This window comes from Chryseobacterium gallinarum (assembly GCF_001021975.1).
Classification (GTDB): domain Bacteria; phylum Bacteroidota; class Bacteroidia; order Flavobacteriales; family Weeksellaceae; genus Chryseobacterium; species Chryseobacterium gallinarum.
Window position 1 is genome coordinate 2,049,812 of the sequence record NZ_CP009928.1, and the last position, 15,921, is coordinate 2,065,732.

General features: G+C 36.7%; 15 protein-coding genes. 3 read left to right on the forward strand and 12 right to left on the reverse strand.

Translation table 11 applies throughout. From position 1 onward, the window contains the following. Position 1: 1 nt before the first annotated feature. On the forward strand, positions 2–2,161 hold the full coding sequence (locus OK18_RS09225) for a DUF5689 domain-containing protein (protein WP_053329337.1): 2,160 nt from the start codon (positions 2–4) through the stop codon (positions 2,159–2,161). Positions 2,162–2,470: 309 nt separating this feature from the next. Here the strand turns inward: OK18_RS09225 and OK18_RS09230 are convergent, their stop codons facing one another. The 5 genes from OK18_RS09230 to OK18_RS09250 all read right to left on the reverse strand — a co-directional run bounded on the left by OK18_RS09230 (position 2,471) and on the right by OK18_RS09250 (position 6,150). Further along, a complete protein-coding gene (locus OK18_RS09230; RefSeq protein ID WP_228377716.1) occupies positions 2,471–2,941 on the reverse strand; it encodes a DUF6702 family protein in 471 nt (156 codons plus the stop codon). Positions 2,942–2,999: 58 nt separating this feature from the next. Continuing rightward, entirely contained in the window at positions 3,000–3,752 is a 753-nt protein-coding gene (locus OK18_RS09235; protein ID WP_050021636.1) for an LOG family protein, read from the reverse strand. 8 nt (positions 3,753–3,760) lie between these two features. Then, the gene (locus OK18_RS09240) at positions 3,761–4,474 is read right to left on the reverse strand and encodes a nucleotidyltransferase family protein (RefSeq protein ID WP_053327819.1); all 714 of its coding nucleotides are present in this window, start codon (positions 4,472–4,474) and stop codon (positions 3,761–3,763) included. A gap of 96 nt (positions 4,475–4,570) precedes the next feature. Continuing rightward, complete coding sequence (locus tag OK18_RS09245) at positions 4,571–4,978, reverse strand: RapZ C-terminal domain-containing protein (RefSeq protein ID WP_050021655.1); 408 nt, start codon at positions 4,976–4,978, stop codon at positions 4,571–4,573. Positions 4,979–5,133: 155 nt separating this feature from the next. After that, entirely contained in the window at positions 5,134–6,150 is a 1,017-nt protein-coding gene (locus OK18_RS09250) for an aminoglycoside phosphotransferase family protein (protein ID WP_050021637.1), read from the reverse strand. 260 nt (positions 6,151–6,410) lie between these two features. On the opposite strand from OK18_RS09250, the gene xrtF reads away from it, so the two are divergent. Together xrtF and OK18_RS09260 are read left to right on the forward strand one after the other, a co-directional pair. Further along, positions 6,411–6,941 (forward strand): exosortase family protein XrtF, encoded by a 531-nt coding sequence (xrtF, locus tag OK18_RS09255; protein WP_053327820.1) that lies wholly within the window; start codon positions 6,411–6,413, stop codon positions 6,939–6,941. Continuing rightward, positions 6,928–7,365, forward strand: coding sequence for an exosortase F system-associated membrane protein (locus OK18_RS09260; RefSeq protein ID WP_053327821.1), 438 nt, complete (start codon positions 6,928–6,930; stop codon positions 7,363–7,365). Before xrtF ends, OK18_RS09260 begins: the two co-directional genes overlap by 14 nt. A gap of 11 nt (positions 7,366–7,376) precedes the next feature. Here OK18_RS09260 and OK18_RS09265 read toward each other — a convergent pair whose 3' ends face one another. From OK18_RS09265 to OK18_RS09295, 7 genes are all read right to left on the reverse strand, one after another. Further along, a complete protein-coding gene (locus OK18_RS09265; RefSeq protein WP_050021640.1) occupies positions 7,377–8,372 on the reverse strand; it encodes a cation diffusion facilitator family transporter in 996 nt (331 codons plus the stop codon). Positions 8,373–8,429: 57 nt separating this feature from the next. After that, positions 8,430–9,419, reverse strand: coding sequence for an aspartate-semialdehyde dehydrogenase (locus OK18_RS09270; protein ID WP_053327822.1), 990 nt, complete (start codon positions 9,417–9,419; stop codon positions 8,430–8,432). 71 nt (positions 9,420–9,490) lie between these two features. Continuing rightward, positions 9,491–9,928, reverse strand: a complete 438-nt coding sequence (locus OK18_RS09275; protein ID WP_053327823.1) for a hypothetical protein — start codon at positions 9,926–9,928, stop codon at positions 9,491–9,493. A gap of 86 nt (positions 9,929–10,014) precedes the next feature. Next, on the reverse strand, positions 10,015–12,606 hold the full coding sequence (locus OK18_RS09280; protein WP_053327824.1) for a TonB-dependent receptor: 2,592 nt from the start codon (positions 12,604–12,606) through the stop codon (positions 10,015–10,017). Between the two features lie 208 nt (positions 12,607–12,814). Next, entirely contained in the window at positions 12,815–13,675 is an 861-nt protein-coding gene (gene nadC / locus OK18_RS09285; protein ID WP_053327825.1) for a carboxylating nicotinate-nucleotide diphosphorylase, read from the reverse strand. A 12-nt stretch (positions 13,676–13,687) separates the two neighbouring features. Continuing rightward, entirely contained in the window at positions 13,688–15,259 is a 1,572-nt protein-coding gene (gene nadB, locus OK18_RS09290) for an L-aspartate oxidase (protein ID WP_053327826.1), read from the reverse strand. Between the two features lie 30 nt (positions 15,260–15,289). After that, positions 15,290–15,916, reverse strand: a complete 627-nt coding sequence (locus OK18_RS09295; protein WP_050021644.1) for an NAD(P)H-dependent oxidoreductase — start codon at positions 15,914–15,916, stop codon at positions 15,290–15,292. Positions 15,917–15,921: the final 5 nt, after the last annotated feature.

A 15,921-nucleotide genomic window follows, 5' to 3' on the forward strand; every position in this document is an offset into this window, starting at 1 on the left:
AATGAAAAATTATACTTCAATTTTACAATATATTTTTATCGCAGCCACTTCTCTGTTTGTAGTAACAGGCTGTGTGCATGATGATAAGTATGATCAGCCTGATCTTGACGGGTATGATTGTGCAGATAAAAAAGGAATAGTAGTGCCATTTGCTGATGTAAAAGCAAAATATCAGAATGCAAGATATGTTTTCCCTAAAGATGAAACTCCTGATAATGAAGCTGATGATCTGTATATGGTAGGATATGTTTCTTCTACGGATGAAACAGGAAATATCTATAAAACGATCTATGTTCAGGATGCTTTGGAAAATCCTACACAAGGGTTTACGATAAGTGTTGACGCCGTAAGTACCTACACTAAATATCCTCAGGGTTCAAAAGTATATATAAAACTGAATGGACTGGCCATCGGTACTTATGGAGGCCTGGTACAACTTGGGGTGGAAACGGGAGCTGAAACTTCTGCAACATCTGTGTCAAGAATTCCGGAAAAACTTGTTGCAAAACAAATCTTCAGATCTTGCGCTCCAAAAGGGAAAATTGTACCAAAGATTATGAAACTTGCCGATATGACGGCAGCAAATGACCAGTACTTCGGATGTCTTATTCAGGTAAATGATGTGGAATTTGATGCAAGAGCTTTATGTACTACCTACGCTCCAAATGGTGTAACTGTAGATAAAACCATCGGTGAAGGATGGGTAAATGGAAAATATGCAAAAACTGCCGTTGTAAGAAACAGCGGATATGCTTCCTTTGCCAGCCAGCTTCTTCCTTCAGGAAAAGGAAAGTTTGTAGGGATTTATAGTAAATTCCAGTCAGGAAATACAACTACTTATCAGCTGTATGTGAACAAAGCTGAAGATCTGGACATGAAATCATTCCCTCGTACAGATGGGCTTTTATCAGGACCTTGTGATTTCAATCCAGGCAGTCTGACCGCTAAAACAGTGGCTGAGGTAAAACAACTGGCTGCAGGAACTACAAACTGGGTACAGATTACCGGAGATTATTATCTTAAAGCCCAGGTGGTAGCTAACGATGAGACAGGTAACCTTTATAAATATGTATATGTAGAAGATGCTACAGGCGGAATCAGAGTGAACATGAATAAAACAAACCTATATCTTGACAGCAGATTCAGATTAGGAAAAGACGTTAATATCAAGCTGAAAAATCTATATGTAAGGAATGTCAACGGAGAAATTCAGCTAGGAGCTTTATTCAATAATAATACACAGTTCGGGCAGATTGAAGAAGCTGAAATGTATAAATACTTCTTCGATAGCAATACTGCTGCAAGAGCCGTAATTCCTACAGAAAAAACAATTCCTCAATTATCAATGGCGGATGTTGGAAGATGGATCAAAATTAAAGATGTTGAATTTGTAGACGGGGATTTAGGTAGGACGTTAACTGATGGTAACAGTGTTACAAACAGAACCCTTGAAGATTGTTCAGGAAATACAGTTGCTCTGAGAACTAGCGGGCAGGCAAGCTTCGGAACGATTAAACCAGGAGCTTATGAGGTAAAAGGAGGAAAGGGTGATGTATATGCAATTTTAAGTGTATTCAACGGAACTTACCAGCTATGGATTACAAAATTAGCAAATATTGACTTTGATGCGCCAAGATGTGACGGAAGTGTTTATACCCCTATTCCGGTAGTGTACAGTGATGATTTCGCAGCAGGTGGATTCAGTGCAGACTGGACAACTGTTAATAAAGTAGGACCTAACCAATTCTGGCAAACATCCAATCAAGGAAACGGAGCTAATTATTATGCTATGATGAATGGTAATGCCGGAGGAGCTAATAATAATATTGCCAATGAAGACTGGCTGATCTCTAAAGAAATAAACTTAGCAGGTAAAACTAAGGCAGCAGTAAGCTTTACTACGGATGTAAGATATTCCGGAAATGCCTTACAGGTTTATGCTACGGATAACTATACAGGTGATGTTACAACAACTAACTGGACGTTACTTCCTGCCACACTGGACACCAATTCAGGAGCATTTGGCGATTGGGTAGGCTCAGGAAACGTGAATTTGAATGCTTTCTTAGGTAAAAATGTAAGAATTGCCTTTAAATACACTTCTACAACCTCTGCTGCAGCTACATGGGAAGTAGACGACTTTAAAATAAAAGCACAATAATCAGTTATTGTCTTTATAAAGCAAAGCCGGTCGTAAGAGCCGGCTTTTTAATTGGCTTCATTTCCGGATTTTATATCGAATTTATTAAAGGTGTGCACCCAGTTAAAAATGATGTTTTGATTGAGTCCGGGAAAAGATTGACAGCTGCCGCTGATGGATTATTATCGGAAAAGTTTTGACGTCGCTTAATCGATGTATGCGAAGAAGATAAAGAATAATTAAAATGCTTGTGTGACGGAATATGAAGAGTGCTTCAAAAATAAAAAACCACTGTGTTTACAGTGGTTTTTATATTACAAAATTAATAGTTTAAAAAGAAACCTCATTCACTTCTTTTCCCCTCTGGAAGTTCATTGTTTTCTGGCTGCCTTTGTAGGCAATGTTCACCAGATTGATTTGTTTAGGGAAAGAGCTTAAAAGGATTGTATTTTTAATCTTTAAAGTGCTGATATCTGAAACGCCTCCGGTTTCAAAATACACCCATACAGTTTCTCCGCTGACCTGGCTTCCCGTGAAGGTAATTGTTTTAGGAGCACCATTGACAAATACATCAAAATTATTGTTCACATATTTTTTTACTTCAGCTTCAAATCCGGCGGTGTTTGGATTTATTTTAATAGCATCAGAAATATGGCTTGTATTCATTTTTGTGGTAAACTTCAATGTTTTGCTTCCATCAATATAATCCACCTTGGTCATTGAAGAGAAAAAGTCTACATACATAAAACTCATTAACACAAAAAATGTTAAAATTCCTGATATATATAAAAGTTTTTTCATCTTAATTAATAGATTTACAATCATACTTGCTAGTTATAGTTCACAAATAATATGCCAATTAAAAATTTACATTCACAGAATATTTATCATAAAAAGCCTTAATGTGTGCTACCGCCTCATCCGCAGTATCTACCACTCTGTAAAGTTCAAGATCATCTTCAGCAATCATTCCTTCTTTTAACAGGGTTGCTTTGAACCAATCCAGTAATCCGCTCCAGAATTCACTCCCTATCAGAACAATGGGAAATTTACCAATTTTATTGGTCTGAATAAGCGTTAATGCTTCCGTCAGCTCATCTAATGTTCCGAAGCCGCCGGGCATTACCACGAATCCCTGGGAATATTTTACAAACATTACTTTCCTTACGAAGAAGTAATCAAAGTTCATTGAATAGGATTTATTAATGTACGGGTTAAAGTGCTGTTCAAAAGGAAGATCAATATTAAGGCCGATGGAGCGTCCTTTTGCGTTGGCTGCCCCCTTATTACCGGCTTCCATAATCCCCGGACCTCCTCCTGTAATAATTCCGAATCCTAATTTTGTGATTTTTTCAGCAATTTCCACAGCCATATTGTAATAATGACTTTCGGGCTTTAATCGTGCAGAACCGAATATAGAGACACATGGGCCAATTTTAGCCAGCTTTTCATAGCCATCCACAAACTCGGCCATGATTTTGAAAACCATCCAGCTGTCTTTAGTAATTGTCTCATCCCATGTTTTTTGTCTGAAACTGTCGTGTAGTTTTGTCTCGTTAATATCAAGTTCCGGATTTACTAAACTCTCATCCCTGATTCCATCAATTTCCATTGCAAAAATTATTTAAAATGTTTTTCGGCTTCTATTATGGATTCTGGTCTTCCTACATCTATAAGAATGCTGTCATGCAGAAAGCCGTGAATATGTTCGGTTTGCATCAGGTCCAGATATTCTTCCATAACAGAAAACTTGCCGGTTCTTTTTATTTTTTCAAAGATGACAGGGTTGATACAGTGAACTCCACTAAAAGCAAGGGCTTTAAAACCTTTGTTGAATTCAGCAAGTCTCTGTTCACCTGTTTGTACATTCAGCCATCCTCTTAAAACCATATCATCGTTGAAAAGGAGTTTTCTCGAACTTTCCCGGTCCGAAACTGCTAAAGTAGCAAAATCTTTTATCTTTTTATGATATTCTACCAATGTATTGATGTTTATATTGGTTAAAATATCAGCATTCATGATTAAAAAATCTTCACCATGATCGAGAAACTTTCTAGCAAAAATCAAGCCGCCCCCGGTTTCCAGCAGTTCACCGGTTTCATCGGAGATTTCAATATGGCATCCGAAATTATTGTTTTTCTTTAAAAAATCGACAATCTGATCGCCGAAATGGTGGATGTTGATGACAAAATCCTGGATACCAAAACTTTTCAGGTAGCGGATATTTCTTTCTAAGAGCGAAACTCCGTTTACTTTTGCCAAAGCTTTAGGGTGGTGATCTGTAAAGGGTCTGAGTCTTGTACCTTTTCCTGCTGCGAAAATAAGAGCTTTCATTTTTTATAAGTGATAAATAATAATTGATGAGTGATGATATGATCCATTTTGAATAAATGATGAGTTAACAGTCATGTATCAATGGTCGCTTATCACTTATGTATTCAGTTGAGGTTGTTCATCATGATGAAGGCTTACTGTAGTTCCTTCGGGATATTTTTCTTTGATAAATTCAGCAATTTTAATAGCGGAATACACAGATCTGTGCTGGCCTCCGGTACACCCGAAATTGATCTGAAGATTTTCAAATCCTCTTGCCAGGTAATCTTCAATATTGATTGAAATAATAGCTTTTACCAGTTCCAAGAATCTTGGCATTTCAGTTTGGGTTTCCAGGTACTCCTGAACTTCGGCATCATTTCCGGTCTGGCTCTTATACTCTTCAATTCTTCCAGGGTTTAAAATTCCCCTGCAATCAAAGGCAAAGCCACCACCGTTTCCGGTAAGGTCTTTGGGAATTCCTCCTTTTTTATATGAAAAACTGTGGATGTCAATGTGTAGCATTTTTTCTTTTTTTATCATTTAAGGTATTTTAAGCTTTAAGGTTAATTAAGATTTTGATCGTTTCAAAATGCCATTAGAAGGCTTTTATTGTTGTAAGGCTTCGTAACCTTATCCTATACTCTTACCATTCTTAATAACTTAAAGCATCTAATGGTTCAATTTAAAATTTCTTTAATTTTTAATTTCGTTTTTTCAGTGGTTAATTGTTGAATAACTTTTTCAAGTTCCGGGTATTCTTTCATCCGCTCCCATTGAACGGCAAATTCTGTAATATTTTGGATACCTTTTTCTACACTTGATATGAAATGTTGTTTACGTTGGATCAGTCCTCTGAACCCGTAGGCTCCTAAAACCTGTAGGAATCTCATCATTTGAATAGGTTTTACAGCATTTTCCAATTCCATCCTGGTTTTGGAGTCTTCAAATTGCCGGATATAAAATGTGAGCATTTCGTTTTTAAAATCTTCAGGAAAATTGGCCTTAGCCTGGAAAAGAAAAGAAATAACATCATACATCAACGGGCCTTTCATCGCTGACTGGTAATCAATAAATGAAACTTCATTCTTTTCGTTTACCATAATATTCCTTGCCTGAAAATCGCGGATCATAATTCCCTTGGGTTCCAGTCCTTCTACAAGGGTGGCTATACGTTTGAATTCTTTAAGGAGTGCAGATTTATTGTATTCCAGCTCCAGGAAATCCGCCACAAAATTTTTGAAATAGTACAAATCATGAATAACAGGAAGCTCATCATAACTTTCGTACTCAAAAGTTTTGGAAAAATCTATTTTCCCCTGAGTCTGAACCTGCATCTGAAACAGCTTTTCCAAAGTCTGTTTTACGAGATCCCGTACACGGGGCGACAGATTTTCTTTTGTAATCACTTCCGAAAGGGTTTGTTCTCCCAGAAACTCCTGAATGTACATTTTTTTGTCTTCAGAAACGGCGTAGATGGTTGGAGTATTAAGGTGCAGGCCGGAAAAGATACTGGAATAGTAAAGAAAGCTTTCATTTTCGGAAATGTTTTCATTATATGTAATAATATACTTTCCGGTATCAGTTGCAGCCATAAAATTAACTCTCGCAGAGCCGCTTTGCGCTAAGGTGATGAATTCGGAAGATTTTTTACCTACCTGGCTTTCAAAAAATCGTTTTGCGTTTTCAGAAATCATAATATGGAAACAAATATACTAATTTAACATGAGTTGGTAACCAGAGATAATTATTATGGAACTGAAGCTTTGGAGATAAGGATGGAGAATCCAAGAAAGAAAGTGCTTTGTGAAAGTGTTGATGTTTTTTTTGATGGCTTTTCCTTGTTTTAATGATGATTTTATAATATTTGAAATAATCAGGAGTTCTGCACGATTAAAATTTGAGTTTATTATTCCAAACTCAGGATAATTTACAGTTGAATTTTTATATTTGTATTATGTTAAAAGACTTTAAGCCCGTATTAGGGATATTGTTGCGTTTCATCATCATTTATCTGGTGTTGCTTTTTGCATATCAATCCTACCTTAACAGTGAAAAAGGTTTGGGGCTGGATTCTTTTTCAAGAATTATCGCAGACCAGGTCAGCTATCTGCAAAATCTTATCAACTTCCCGACGGAGCTTTATGATGATATAAAAAACGAACAGGTTTGGTTTTATGTCAAAAAGCAATACACGACAAGGATGGTGGAGGGGTGTAACGCTGTCTCTGTAATGATTCTTTTTGTATCTTTTGTTTTTGCCTTTTATAAGGGTTTAAAAACTTTTATTTTTGCCGGAACAGGACTTGTTATACTGTACATTATGAACCTTTTGAGGATTGTGGGGCTTAATGTTGTAATGGCAGATCATAAGGAATATGGTAAAATGTTCCATGATTTTATTTTTCCGGCGGTAATCTATGGGAGTGTCGTTATTCTTTGGCTCATCTGGATTAAATTCTTTGCTTTAAAAAATGAAAATGCTTAATTGGTGCCTGGTCATAATAGGTATTTGCGGTCTATTCGGGGTGAGGATCCTTGAAGATACCTTATTTTATGATCCTTTTCTTGGTTACTTTCACGAAGCTAATAAAAATATTATGTTTCCTTCCTTTGAGTGGGGAAAACTTATTTCAGGTTATCTGTTCAGGTTTGCCTTAAATTTAGTGTTTTCCTGTCTGATTATTCAAGGGTTATTTAGAAACAGGCAATGGACAGTTCAGGGAGCGGTTATGATGCTCATTGTTTTCGGCATTGCTTTTCCTATTTATTTATATTGTATCTCTGATCATTTTGAGATCGGGTATCTTTTTTCTTTTTATATGAGGAGGTTTGTGATCCAACCTTTGATTATATTATTGATCGTTCCGATGTTTTATTACAGGAAACAGATGATGAAGCAGGGAAGGTGATAAAAGCTGAGCTATTCTGCACAATGCTTGTCTACACTTGTTACATTTTCTGAAGTCCATTCTACCCGCTTAATAAAGTCTTTTTCCCGGACAGGGCAGTTCTGGATCTGGCAAACAGTACACGACACGGGCTTACAGTCATCCATATGAAAATTAAATTCAATATTCCGCTTGATATTATTGGCTAAAAGAAGGATCATTTTTTCCATTTCATTGTGGGCATCACGAAGACTGTAATACCAGGGTAAAGTAATATGGGCGTCAATATGGAGATTAGCACCGAATTGCTGGATTTTCATATTGTGGACATCGATCCATTCCGTTCTTCTGTTTTCTTCTAAGATTTTGATAATCTGGTGCAGGATTTCAGGATCCTGTTCGTCCATAATTCCGCTTAAAGATTTACGGACAATTTTATATCCTACACTAATAATGTAAAATCCGAAGGCCAAAGCTACTACTGAATCCAGCCAGAAAATTTTTGTAAAATATACTATGATCAAACTGGCAACAACACCAAGGGTGGTAATGGTATCTGACTGGAGATGTTTCCCTGAAGAAACCAAGACCAGAGAATTTTCTCTTTCTCCTTTCTTGATAGAAATGTATCCCAGCAGATAATTGATTACTGCCGTAGCTGCAATGATCCAGATTCCAATATCCAGCTTACTGAGCGTTTTCCCTACAATAAGACTATGTACTCCTTCATAAATAATCATAAGGCCGGCAATGGCAATTAGGGCTCCTTCAATTCCCGAAGTGACAAATTCTACTTTCCCATGGCCATAAGGATGATCTTCATCCTTAGGCTTGGCGGCAAGATGAAGAGAGTAGAGGCCCATAAAGGCACTGATGACATTCACAATGCTTTCCATAGCATCAGAAAATACGGCATCAGAATTGGTAAGTTTCCAGGCTATAATTTTCCCGATGAAAAGAATGACTCCAAATGCAGCAATGATCCTTTGGAATCCTATTTTATCTTTATGGGTATTTTGTGTGGTCATATTGTGTTCGATAAAAAAAAGAATCTCAATTCTGAGACTCTTTTTTATTTTGTTAGTTTATACTAAGTTGTTTGCTACAAGGTATTCTGCGATTTGTACAGCGTTTGTTGCAGCTCCCTTCCTCAGGTTATCTGCTACAATCCAAAGGTTAAGTGTTTTGGGCTGTGACAGGTCTCGTCTTATTCGCCCTACGAAAACTTCATCTTTTCCTTCCGAATATAGCGGCATCGGATAATGGTTGTTTTTAACATCGTCCATGACAATTACTCCCGGAGTTTCGGATAGGATTTTTCTGACTTCGTCAAGATCAAATTCATTTTCAAATTCAATATTTACACTTTCAGAGTGTCCTCCCTGAACCGGAACCCTTACCGCTGTTGCTGTCAGATTGAATGTATCATCCCCTAAAATCTTTTTAGGCTCTTTCATCAATTTGATTTCTTCTTTAGTGTAATCATCATCTGCAAACACATCACAGTGCGGCAGAGCATTTTTGAAAATCTGGTAAGGATATACTTTTGCAGCATCATTTCCGCTGATTTCACCGTTTAATTGATCTACGGCAGCTTTACCGGTTCCTGTTACAGACTGGTACGTGGAAACGATTACTCTTTTTAAATCATATTTTTTGTTCAAAGGCCCTAAAACCATTACCAACTGGATGGTAGAACAATTTGGATTGGCAATGATTTTATCTTCTTTAGACAAAACATCAGCGTTGATTTCAGGAACCACTAATTTTTTGTCAGGATCCATTCTCCATGCTGAAGAATTGTCGATTACCGTTGTTCCTGCTTCAGCAAATAACGGAGCGAATTCAAGCGAAGTAGAACCACCTGCAGAGAAGATGGCAATATCCGGTTTGGCAGCTATAGCGTCCTTCATGCTTACAATGGTAAATTCCTTCTGTTTATACTTCACCTTCTTACCTACAGATTTTTCGGATGCTACCGGAATTAATTCTGTTATAGGGAAGTTTCTCTCCTCCAAAACTTTAAGCATAACTTGTCCAACCATTCCCGTTGAACCTACTACAGCTACTTTCATTGATTTAATTAAAAATTTAAGATTAAACTATTTAAATTATAACGCATAATGTATAATTTCTTTTTTTTGTCTTAGGCCCCGAAGACTCTTGCCCAGGGGAATGCAAATGCAAATAAACCTACTGCAATTAATCCCATGATCACTACTGCTAAAGAAATAGTATCATTGGATTTCACTTTTTTGTTGACGATGGTCATCAATACCGCTGCAATAAGCATAGAAAATGGATGTTCAACATACTGAAACCTTGAATAAGAATCACTCATTAAAGTTCCTGCAGACATTGCTGCTTTAACACCTGGAGACACCAACAGTAAGATTATTCCTGCCAAAAATTGAACGTGGAAAAAAATCATTGTGAAAAGAGTTGTCTTTTTTAAAAACTTGTTTACTTTTCCACTGAAACCAAACATGGTAGCTAAAAGTGCAATGATAAATAATGCAACTAAAAGAAGTTCAAGGTATCCAAATCCTTTGTGTGCACTAAGCAAAATCTTGTAAAAATCCATAATCCTATTTTTTTGTACACAAAGATAACAAAAATCCCGGCTCAAAGCCGGGATTCACATTTATAAAATCTAATGTTGTTATATTATTAGAAATTGAATGATAAGTTTGCAGTCCAGGTTCTGCCAAATCCGAAATAAACTCTGTTAGTTCTGTCAATTCCTTTATAGAAGTTATCAGGATTATTAATATATGCATCATATTGCTGCTGATTGTTATTAAAATCTCCCAAGGTTTTAACGTGGTTGTTTGTAGCTCCATCAGAAATGTAAGTAGTATCAAACAAATTGTAAACATTAGCACCAATTGTGAAATACTTAGAAGTATCTTTCAGTCTTATTTTGTATGATATACCTAGATCAAACAGATTATAATCGGGTAATTTTAATGTTCCTTTAGCTTGGTTTTCAATCTTAGAGAAAGTAGTAGCATCAATAGAAGAATACAGTTCACCAACATATCTCCAAGTACCATAGATATTAAGATCTTTTACTGGCTTTATCGTTGCTCCAAGTGATGCTGTAAACTGAGGAATACTGTTACTGCTGCTTCCTCCAACTTTTACACCATCAAGGTATAACGTTGATGTGGTTCCTAGTGGATTATTATTATCATCGAAGTTGGTTCCATTAGCATTACCTTTATATTTATAATCACCTAATGAGAACATACCATCAAGGTCCAAGAATGCAAAAGGCTTATAAACAGCATCTACTTCAATACCCATGTGTACTTGTGTAACTCCACTGATTTCAGAGTATCCTGTAATAATACCAACTCCATTAGGCGCTGTCGGGTCTGCAACTTCAAATTGCATTCCTCCCCTTCTCAGCCATCTGTCTTTCCATTCAGTTCTGTATAGGTTAACATTAGCGTTGAGTTTTGGAGATCTGAAGCCATACCCAACTTCAGCGGAGAATATTTTCTCGTTTGTCAAATTGGAGTTTAATAACTGTTGGTTATTAGGATAAACAGAGTTCATGAAAGGCTGCTTACTATAATAACCAATATTGGCAAATACATTATGGTGTGAATCAATATTATAGTTGGCACCTCCTTTAATATTATATCCGAAAAGGTCTTTAAATCCTGTTTTCGTATGAACTGTTTGCCCTTTCAGAGTGCTTCCGTCTTTTACAAAATTATCAATTCTTTGGTAGCTTTGGTTGGAAACTGATCCTTGTAAAAATGCAGATAGGTTATTTTTGGAATACTCAATTTGTCCAAATGCACTATACCATAGAACCTCACCATCGTTACTATATCCAATTTGCTCATTTAAAGGAGCTGTTTTTCCTCCGAATGGGTTCCAAGAAAGTTTTTTATAGTCGTAGATTTTATTAACTACATATGGGTTAACATTTGCATTACCTCCTTCTTTATATCCTGAAGCACCATATAAATCTGAAATTACCTGATAGTGATATCCATAGTAATATCTGTCATCAGTACCTATAGAGAAATTCCAGTTATCATTAATTTTATGCTGGAAATTTGCTAAAATCCCATACCAGTTATGAGAATTGATACTCGCTCTACGAATTAATGTACTTCCAGGAGCAGCTGTACCTACATTAACACCTTGGTTGGCTGCAAATATAGCATCATAGTTGAAATGACCCATATTATCATAGAAGCTGGTTATTGATTTTCCTCCAACTTTACCTAGGTCACCAACTCCACCACCTCTACCGTTAGACATGTATAATACTGTACTTAGCTTAGACTTTTCGCTCATAGTCCAATCCCAGTTCAACATCATTACCGGCTTTGCATAATAATTTGCTCTGTTAGCTAATGCAACTTTTCTTCCCGTAGCATCGGTATAATAACCAAAGTCTGAATTATATTGTCTATATGGTGTTCCGTCCTGATCGGGATTAAATTTGATGTAATTAGCAATTGTTGGAGCATAAGTTCTCTGATCATGCCATTGAGGAGCTGAAGTTAAAGTAAACTGAAAGTTATGCTTTTTGTTTGGTTCCCAGCCTAATGCAAAGTAATAGGCATATGATTCATAATCTGTATTTTCAATATAGGTACCTCCAGCCTGTCTGCTCATTAAAAATGAAGTAGACCAGCCGTTTTCAGATTTGCCGGTATTATAAGCAAATGAAGTTTTTAAATAATCATTATTACCAACTCCTAATCTTATAACCCCTCCTCTTTTCATATCTGCAGATCTGGTAAGGAAGTTTATTGTTCCTCCTACAGATGCGATAGCTAATTTGGAAGAACCTAAACCTCTCTGTACTTGTAATGTACTTGTCACATCTGATAACCCTGTCCAATTAGAGAAATAAACAGTACCGCCTTCCATATCATTAACCGGCATACCATTTACCATGATTGCAATATTTCGGGATTCAAAACCTCTCATGGTAATACCACCATCACCAAAACCACCTCCTGATTTTGTAGCGTAAACTGATGGAGTCGTGTTCAAAATCTCAGGTAACTCCTGATTTCCTAATCTTTCTATAATTTGTGCTGCTTTAATAGTAGAAACAGCAACAGGCGTTTTTCTATCTTTTGCGATATCCGTAACACCTCTTAAAATTACCTCCTCAATGTCTTTAGACTTAGCTGTAGCAGTGTCCTGAACTTGTTGAGCGTAATAAACACTAGCCGTGGACAAAGTAATAACCGCAGTTAGTATCGATTTGTTGATTAATTTCATAATCGTTAGTAATAATTAGATTTAATTTTCTGCAAAATTCGCAAAATTAAATTTAACTATTATTAACTCAATGTTAATTTTTAATCAGTCTTAATAATATTAAGTAATTGATTTACAATTATATAAACAAAAATTGAATTTTTGCATGAAAAAAGTCATGTTGTTGTATTTTTAACAAATCAAGGATGTTTTTGTTAAAAATATAACGCTATTTCACAGCCTTGAGACTCAGATCAATATTCTCTGCCGAGTGTGTAAGTGCTCCTACGGAGATATAAGTAACCCCCGTAGATGCAATTTCTTTAAGCATATCACGGGTAATACCACCTGAAGCTTCAGTTTCGCATGAACCGTTAATCATTTCTACGGCTTGTCTCATGGTAGGTACATCCATGTTGTCTAACATAATCCTGTCAACTTTTGCATTGATAGCCTCCCGGACTTCTTCAAGATTTCTTGTCTCAACCTCAATTTTTAATTTTTTCTTGTGAGCCTTAATATATTCTTTAGCCATATTAACTGCATTTGTAATACTTCCGTTATAATCAATATGATTGTCTTTCAGCATAATCATATCATAAAGCCCATATCTGTGATTGGTTCCCCCGCCTATTGCAACCGCCCATTTTTCACACATCCTGAAATTGGGAGTCGTTTTTCTGGTATCTAAAAGTTTAGTTTTTGTCCCTACCAATCTTGAGTCCCACTCGTGGGTCAGGGTCGCTATGCCACTCATTCTCTGCATACAATTGAGAAGGAGCCTCTCAGTAGAAAGAATAGATCTGGCATTTCCGGTTACTATAAATGCTATGTCTCCAACTTTAGCCGCATCCCCGTCTTTGAGAAAGGTTTCTATTTTTAAATTTTTGTCAAAAGTTTTGAGAATGATTTCAGCCAGTTCCACTCCGGCAAGAATACAGTTTTGCTTTACTAAAAGCTTGGCACTTTGTTGTAAATCTTTTGGTATAGTGGAAAGGGTGGAATGATCCCCGTCCTGAATATCTTCTTCCAGAGCGCTTTTTATGAATGCTTTTAATGCTTTTTCGGTAACGTAGCTTGGTTTTTTCATTTCGTATGCTTTTTAAGCTAAATCTTTATTGTAAAATGCCCCTTTATTTTCTGTCATTTCCATAGATTGGGTAATGATCAGATGAGCAACAGTCGTTAAATTTCTCAATTCCGATAATTGTGGAGACAGGATAGAGTAGTGGTAGATTTCATCAACAGCTGCTGCGATTTCCTGATGCTTTTGAAGTGCCATATTCAGACGCCTGTTGCTTCTTACAATTCCTACAAGGTCACTCATCATTTCCTGAAGCTGTTTTCTCAGGTAGCTGATAATTACCATTTCGTCCATAATTTTCATTCCTTCTTCATTCCATTCCGGCACAGCTTTCAGATCATCAAAATTAAAATTATTTTCTTTGAGCAGGCTTACTGTTTTCATTGCTGCATTATGTCCAAAAACCAGACCTTCCAGTAAAGAATTAGACGCTAACCTGTTGGCTCCGTGAAGTCCGGAATTAGTACATTCCCCTACCGCAAAAAGGTTTCTGATGGAAGACTGCCCGTCTCTGTCTACGTCAATGCCGCCCATCAGATAATGGCATGCGGGAACAACCGGGATCAGTTGGGTGAAAGGATCAATTCCTTCATCCCTGCATTTTTTATATATATTGGGAAAATGTTCCAGGAATTTTTCTTGATTCATTTCCCGGCAATCCAGACCTACATATTCGTCTCCGGAAATTTTCATTTCGTTGTCAATTGCTCTTGCAACGATGTCTCTTGAGGCCAGCTCTTCACGTTCATCATATTTGTTCATGAACTTTTCGCCTCTTTTTGTTCTTAATTTTGCACCATCTCCTCTTACGGCTTCGGAAATAAGAAAAAGCATTCCGTCTATTTTATTGTATAAAGCTGTAGGGTGAAACTGATAATACTGCATGTTGGAAACCTTTCCTTTGGCACGCGCAACGAAAGCAATACCATCGCCTGTGGCAATAGTCGGATTAGTAGTGTTTTTATAAACGTGTCCGGCTCCTCCGGTGGCTACCAAGGTTATTTTAGAAGTTATTTTCTTGATGATCTTGGATTTTTCGTCCAGGATATAAGCTCCATAGCAATGAATATCACCTTCATTCAGTTCTTTTCCCGGTACATGATGTTGGGTAATGATATCTATAACATAATGATGATCAAGGATCTCAATATTAGGACTATTGTTGGCAGTTTCCAGTAATGCTCTTTCTATTTCAAATCCTGTAATGTCTTTATGATGTACAATCCGGTTTTCGGTATGCCCTCCTTCTCTTCCCAAAGCAAATTTGCCATTTTTCATATCAAACTGAGCACCCCATTCTACAATTTCGTTGAATCTTGCAGGAGCTTCCTTAACAACCATTTCTACGACATTACGTTTATTTTCGCCATCTCCGGCACGCATGGTGTCTTCAATATGTTTTTCGAAATTGTCTTTCTGGAAGTCCGTGACTACCGCTAATCCGCCTTGTGCATATTTGGTGTTACTTTCATCTTCATCAGATTTTGTTACAATGATGATTTTGGCATCAGGGAGCTGTTCAGAAACTTTAATGGCATAGGAAAGTCCGGAAATCCCGGAACCGATTACTAATACATCCGCTTTTATCATTATGCTTGCTTTAGGTACAATCTCGTTTAATTAAATAAATTTAAACAATTTTTCATTTGGTTTTCTTACTTTTTTCATGTGCTGGAAGTAATCTTCTTCAGAACGATAGCCTAAAGCGAGGGTGACGGTTACTTTTTCTGTTTCCCGGTTGATATTCAGGATTTCTTCTATAAGATCTTGCCGAAAGCCTTCCATTGGGCATGAGTCAATATTTTCAATAGCAGCAGCATACATTAAATTGGCCAATACAATATAAGACTGCTTTTCTGCCCAGCTGAGAATTTCATCCTGTGTCTTTTGGTTAATATGTTGATTAATACTGTTTTTGAAAGGGGCAAGACTCTCAACAGGAGTTTGTCTTACTTCAGAAATATGATTAAAATAACCATGAATATAATGCTCTTCAATCATTTTTTTTGAAATAATAACAATAAGATGAGAGCAGGTGGAAATCTGCGATGGATTATAGAAAGCCGGAATCAATTTTTGCTTCATTTCCTCACTCTCAACCACCACAATTTTATAAGGCTGAAGCCCCAGCGAACTGGCGGATAGCTTTCCTGACTCAAGAATGTTGTGTAAAGTCTCCTGAGGAATGCGTTGATTATTAAATTTCTTCACAGAATATCTTCTGCTTAAAGCTTCCAAATAATTCATAGGAC

Excerpts from the sequence above, each read along its gene's own strand:
- OK18_RS09225 (WP_053329337.1), top strand. The coding sequence starts at position 2 with ATGAAAAATTATACTTCAATTTTACAATATATTTTTATCGCAGCCACT.
- OK18_RS09230 (WP_228377716.1), bottom strand. The coding sequence starts at position 2,941 with ATGAAAAAACTTTTATATATATCAGGAATTTTAACATTTTTTGTGTTA.
- OK18_RS09235 (WP_050021636.1), bottom strand. The coding sequence starts at position 3,752 with ATGGAAATTGATGGAATCAGGGATGAGAGTTTAGTAAATCCGGAACTT.
- OK18_RS09240 (WP_053327819.1), bottom strand. The coding sequence starts at position 4,474 with ATGAAAGCTCTTATTTTCGCAGCAGGAAAAGGTACAAGACTCAGACCC.
- OK18_RS09245 (WP_050021655.1), bottom strand. The coding sequence starts at position 4,978 with ATGCTACACATTGACATCCACAGTTTTTCATATAAAAAAGGAGGAATT.
- OK18_RS09250 (WP_050021637.1), bottom strand. The coding sequence starts at position 6,150 with ATGATTTCTGAAAACGCAAAACGATTTTTTGAAAGCCAGGTAGGTAAA.
- xrtF (WP_053327820.1), top strand. The coding sequence starts at position 6,411 with ATGTTAAAAGACTTTAAGCCCGTATTAGGGATATTGTTGCGTTTCATC.
- OK18_RS09260 (WP_053327821.1), top strand. The coding sequence starts at position 6,928 with ATGAAAATGCTTAATTGGTGCCTGGTCATAATAGGTATTTGCGGTCTA.
- OK18_RS09265 (WP_050021640.1), bottom strand. The coding sequence starts at position 8,372 with ATGACCACACAAAATACCCATAAAGATAAAATAGGATTCCAAAGGATC.
- OK18_RS09270 (WP_053327822.1), bottom strand. The coding sequence starts at position 9,419 with ATGAAAGTAGCTGTAGTAGGTTCAACGGGAATGGTTGGACAAGTTATG.
- OK18_RS09275 (WP_053327823.1), bottom strand. The coding sequence starts at position 9,928 with ATGGATTTTTACAAGATTTTGCTTAGTGCACACAAAGGATTTGGATAC.
- OK18_RS09280 (WP_053327824.1), bottom strand. The coding sequence starts at position 12,606 with ATGAAATTAATCAACAAATCGATACTAACTGCGGTTATTACTTTGTCC.
- nadC (WP_053327825.1), bottom strand. The coding sequence starts at position 13,675 with ATGAAAAAACCAAGCTACGTTACCGAAAAAGCATTAAAAGCATTCATA.
- nadB (WP_053327826.1), bottom strand. The coding sequence starts at position 15,259 with ATGATAAAAGCGGATGTATTAGTAATCGGTTCCGGGATTTCCGGACTT.
- OK18_RS09295 (WP_050021644.1), bottom strand. The coding sequence starts at position 15,916 with ATGAATTATTTGGAAGCTTTAAGCAGAAGATATTCTGTGAAGAAATTT.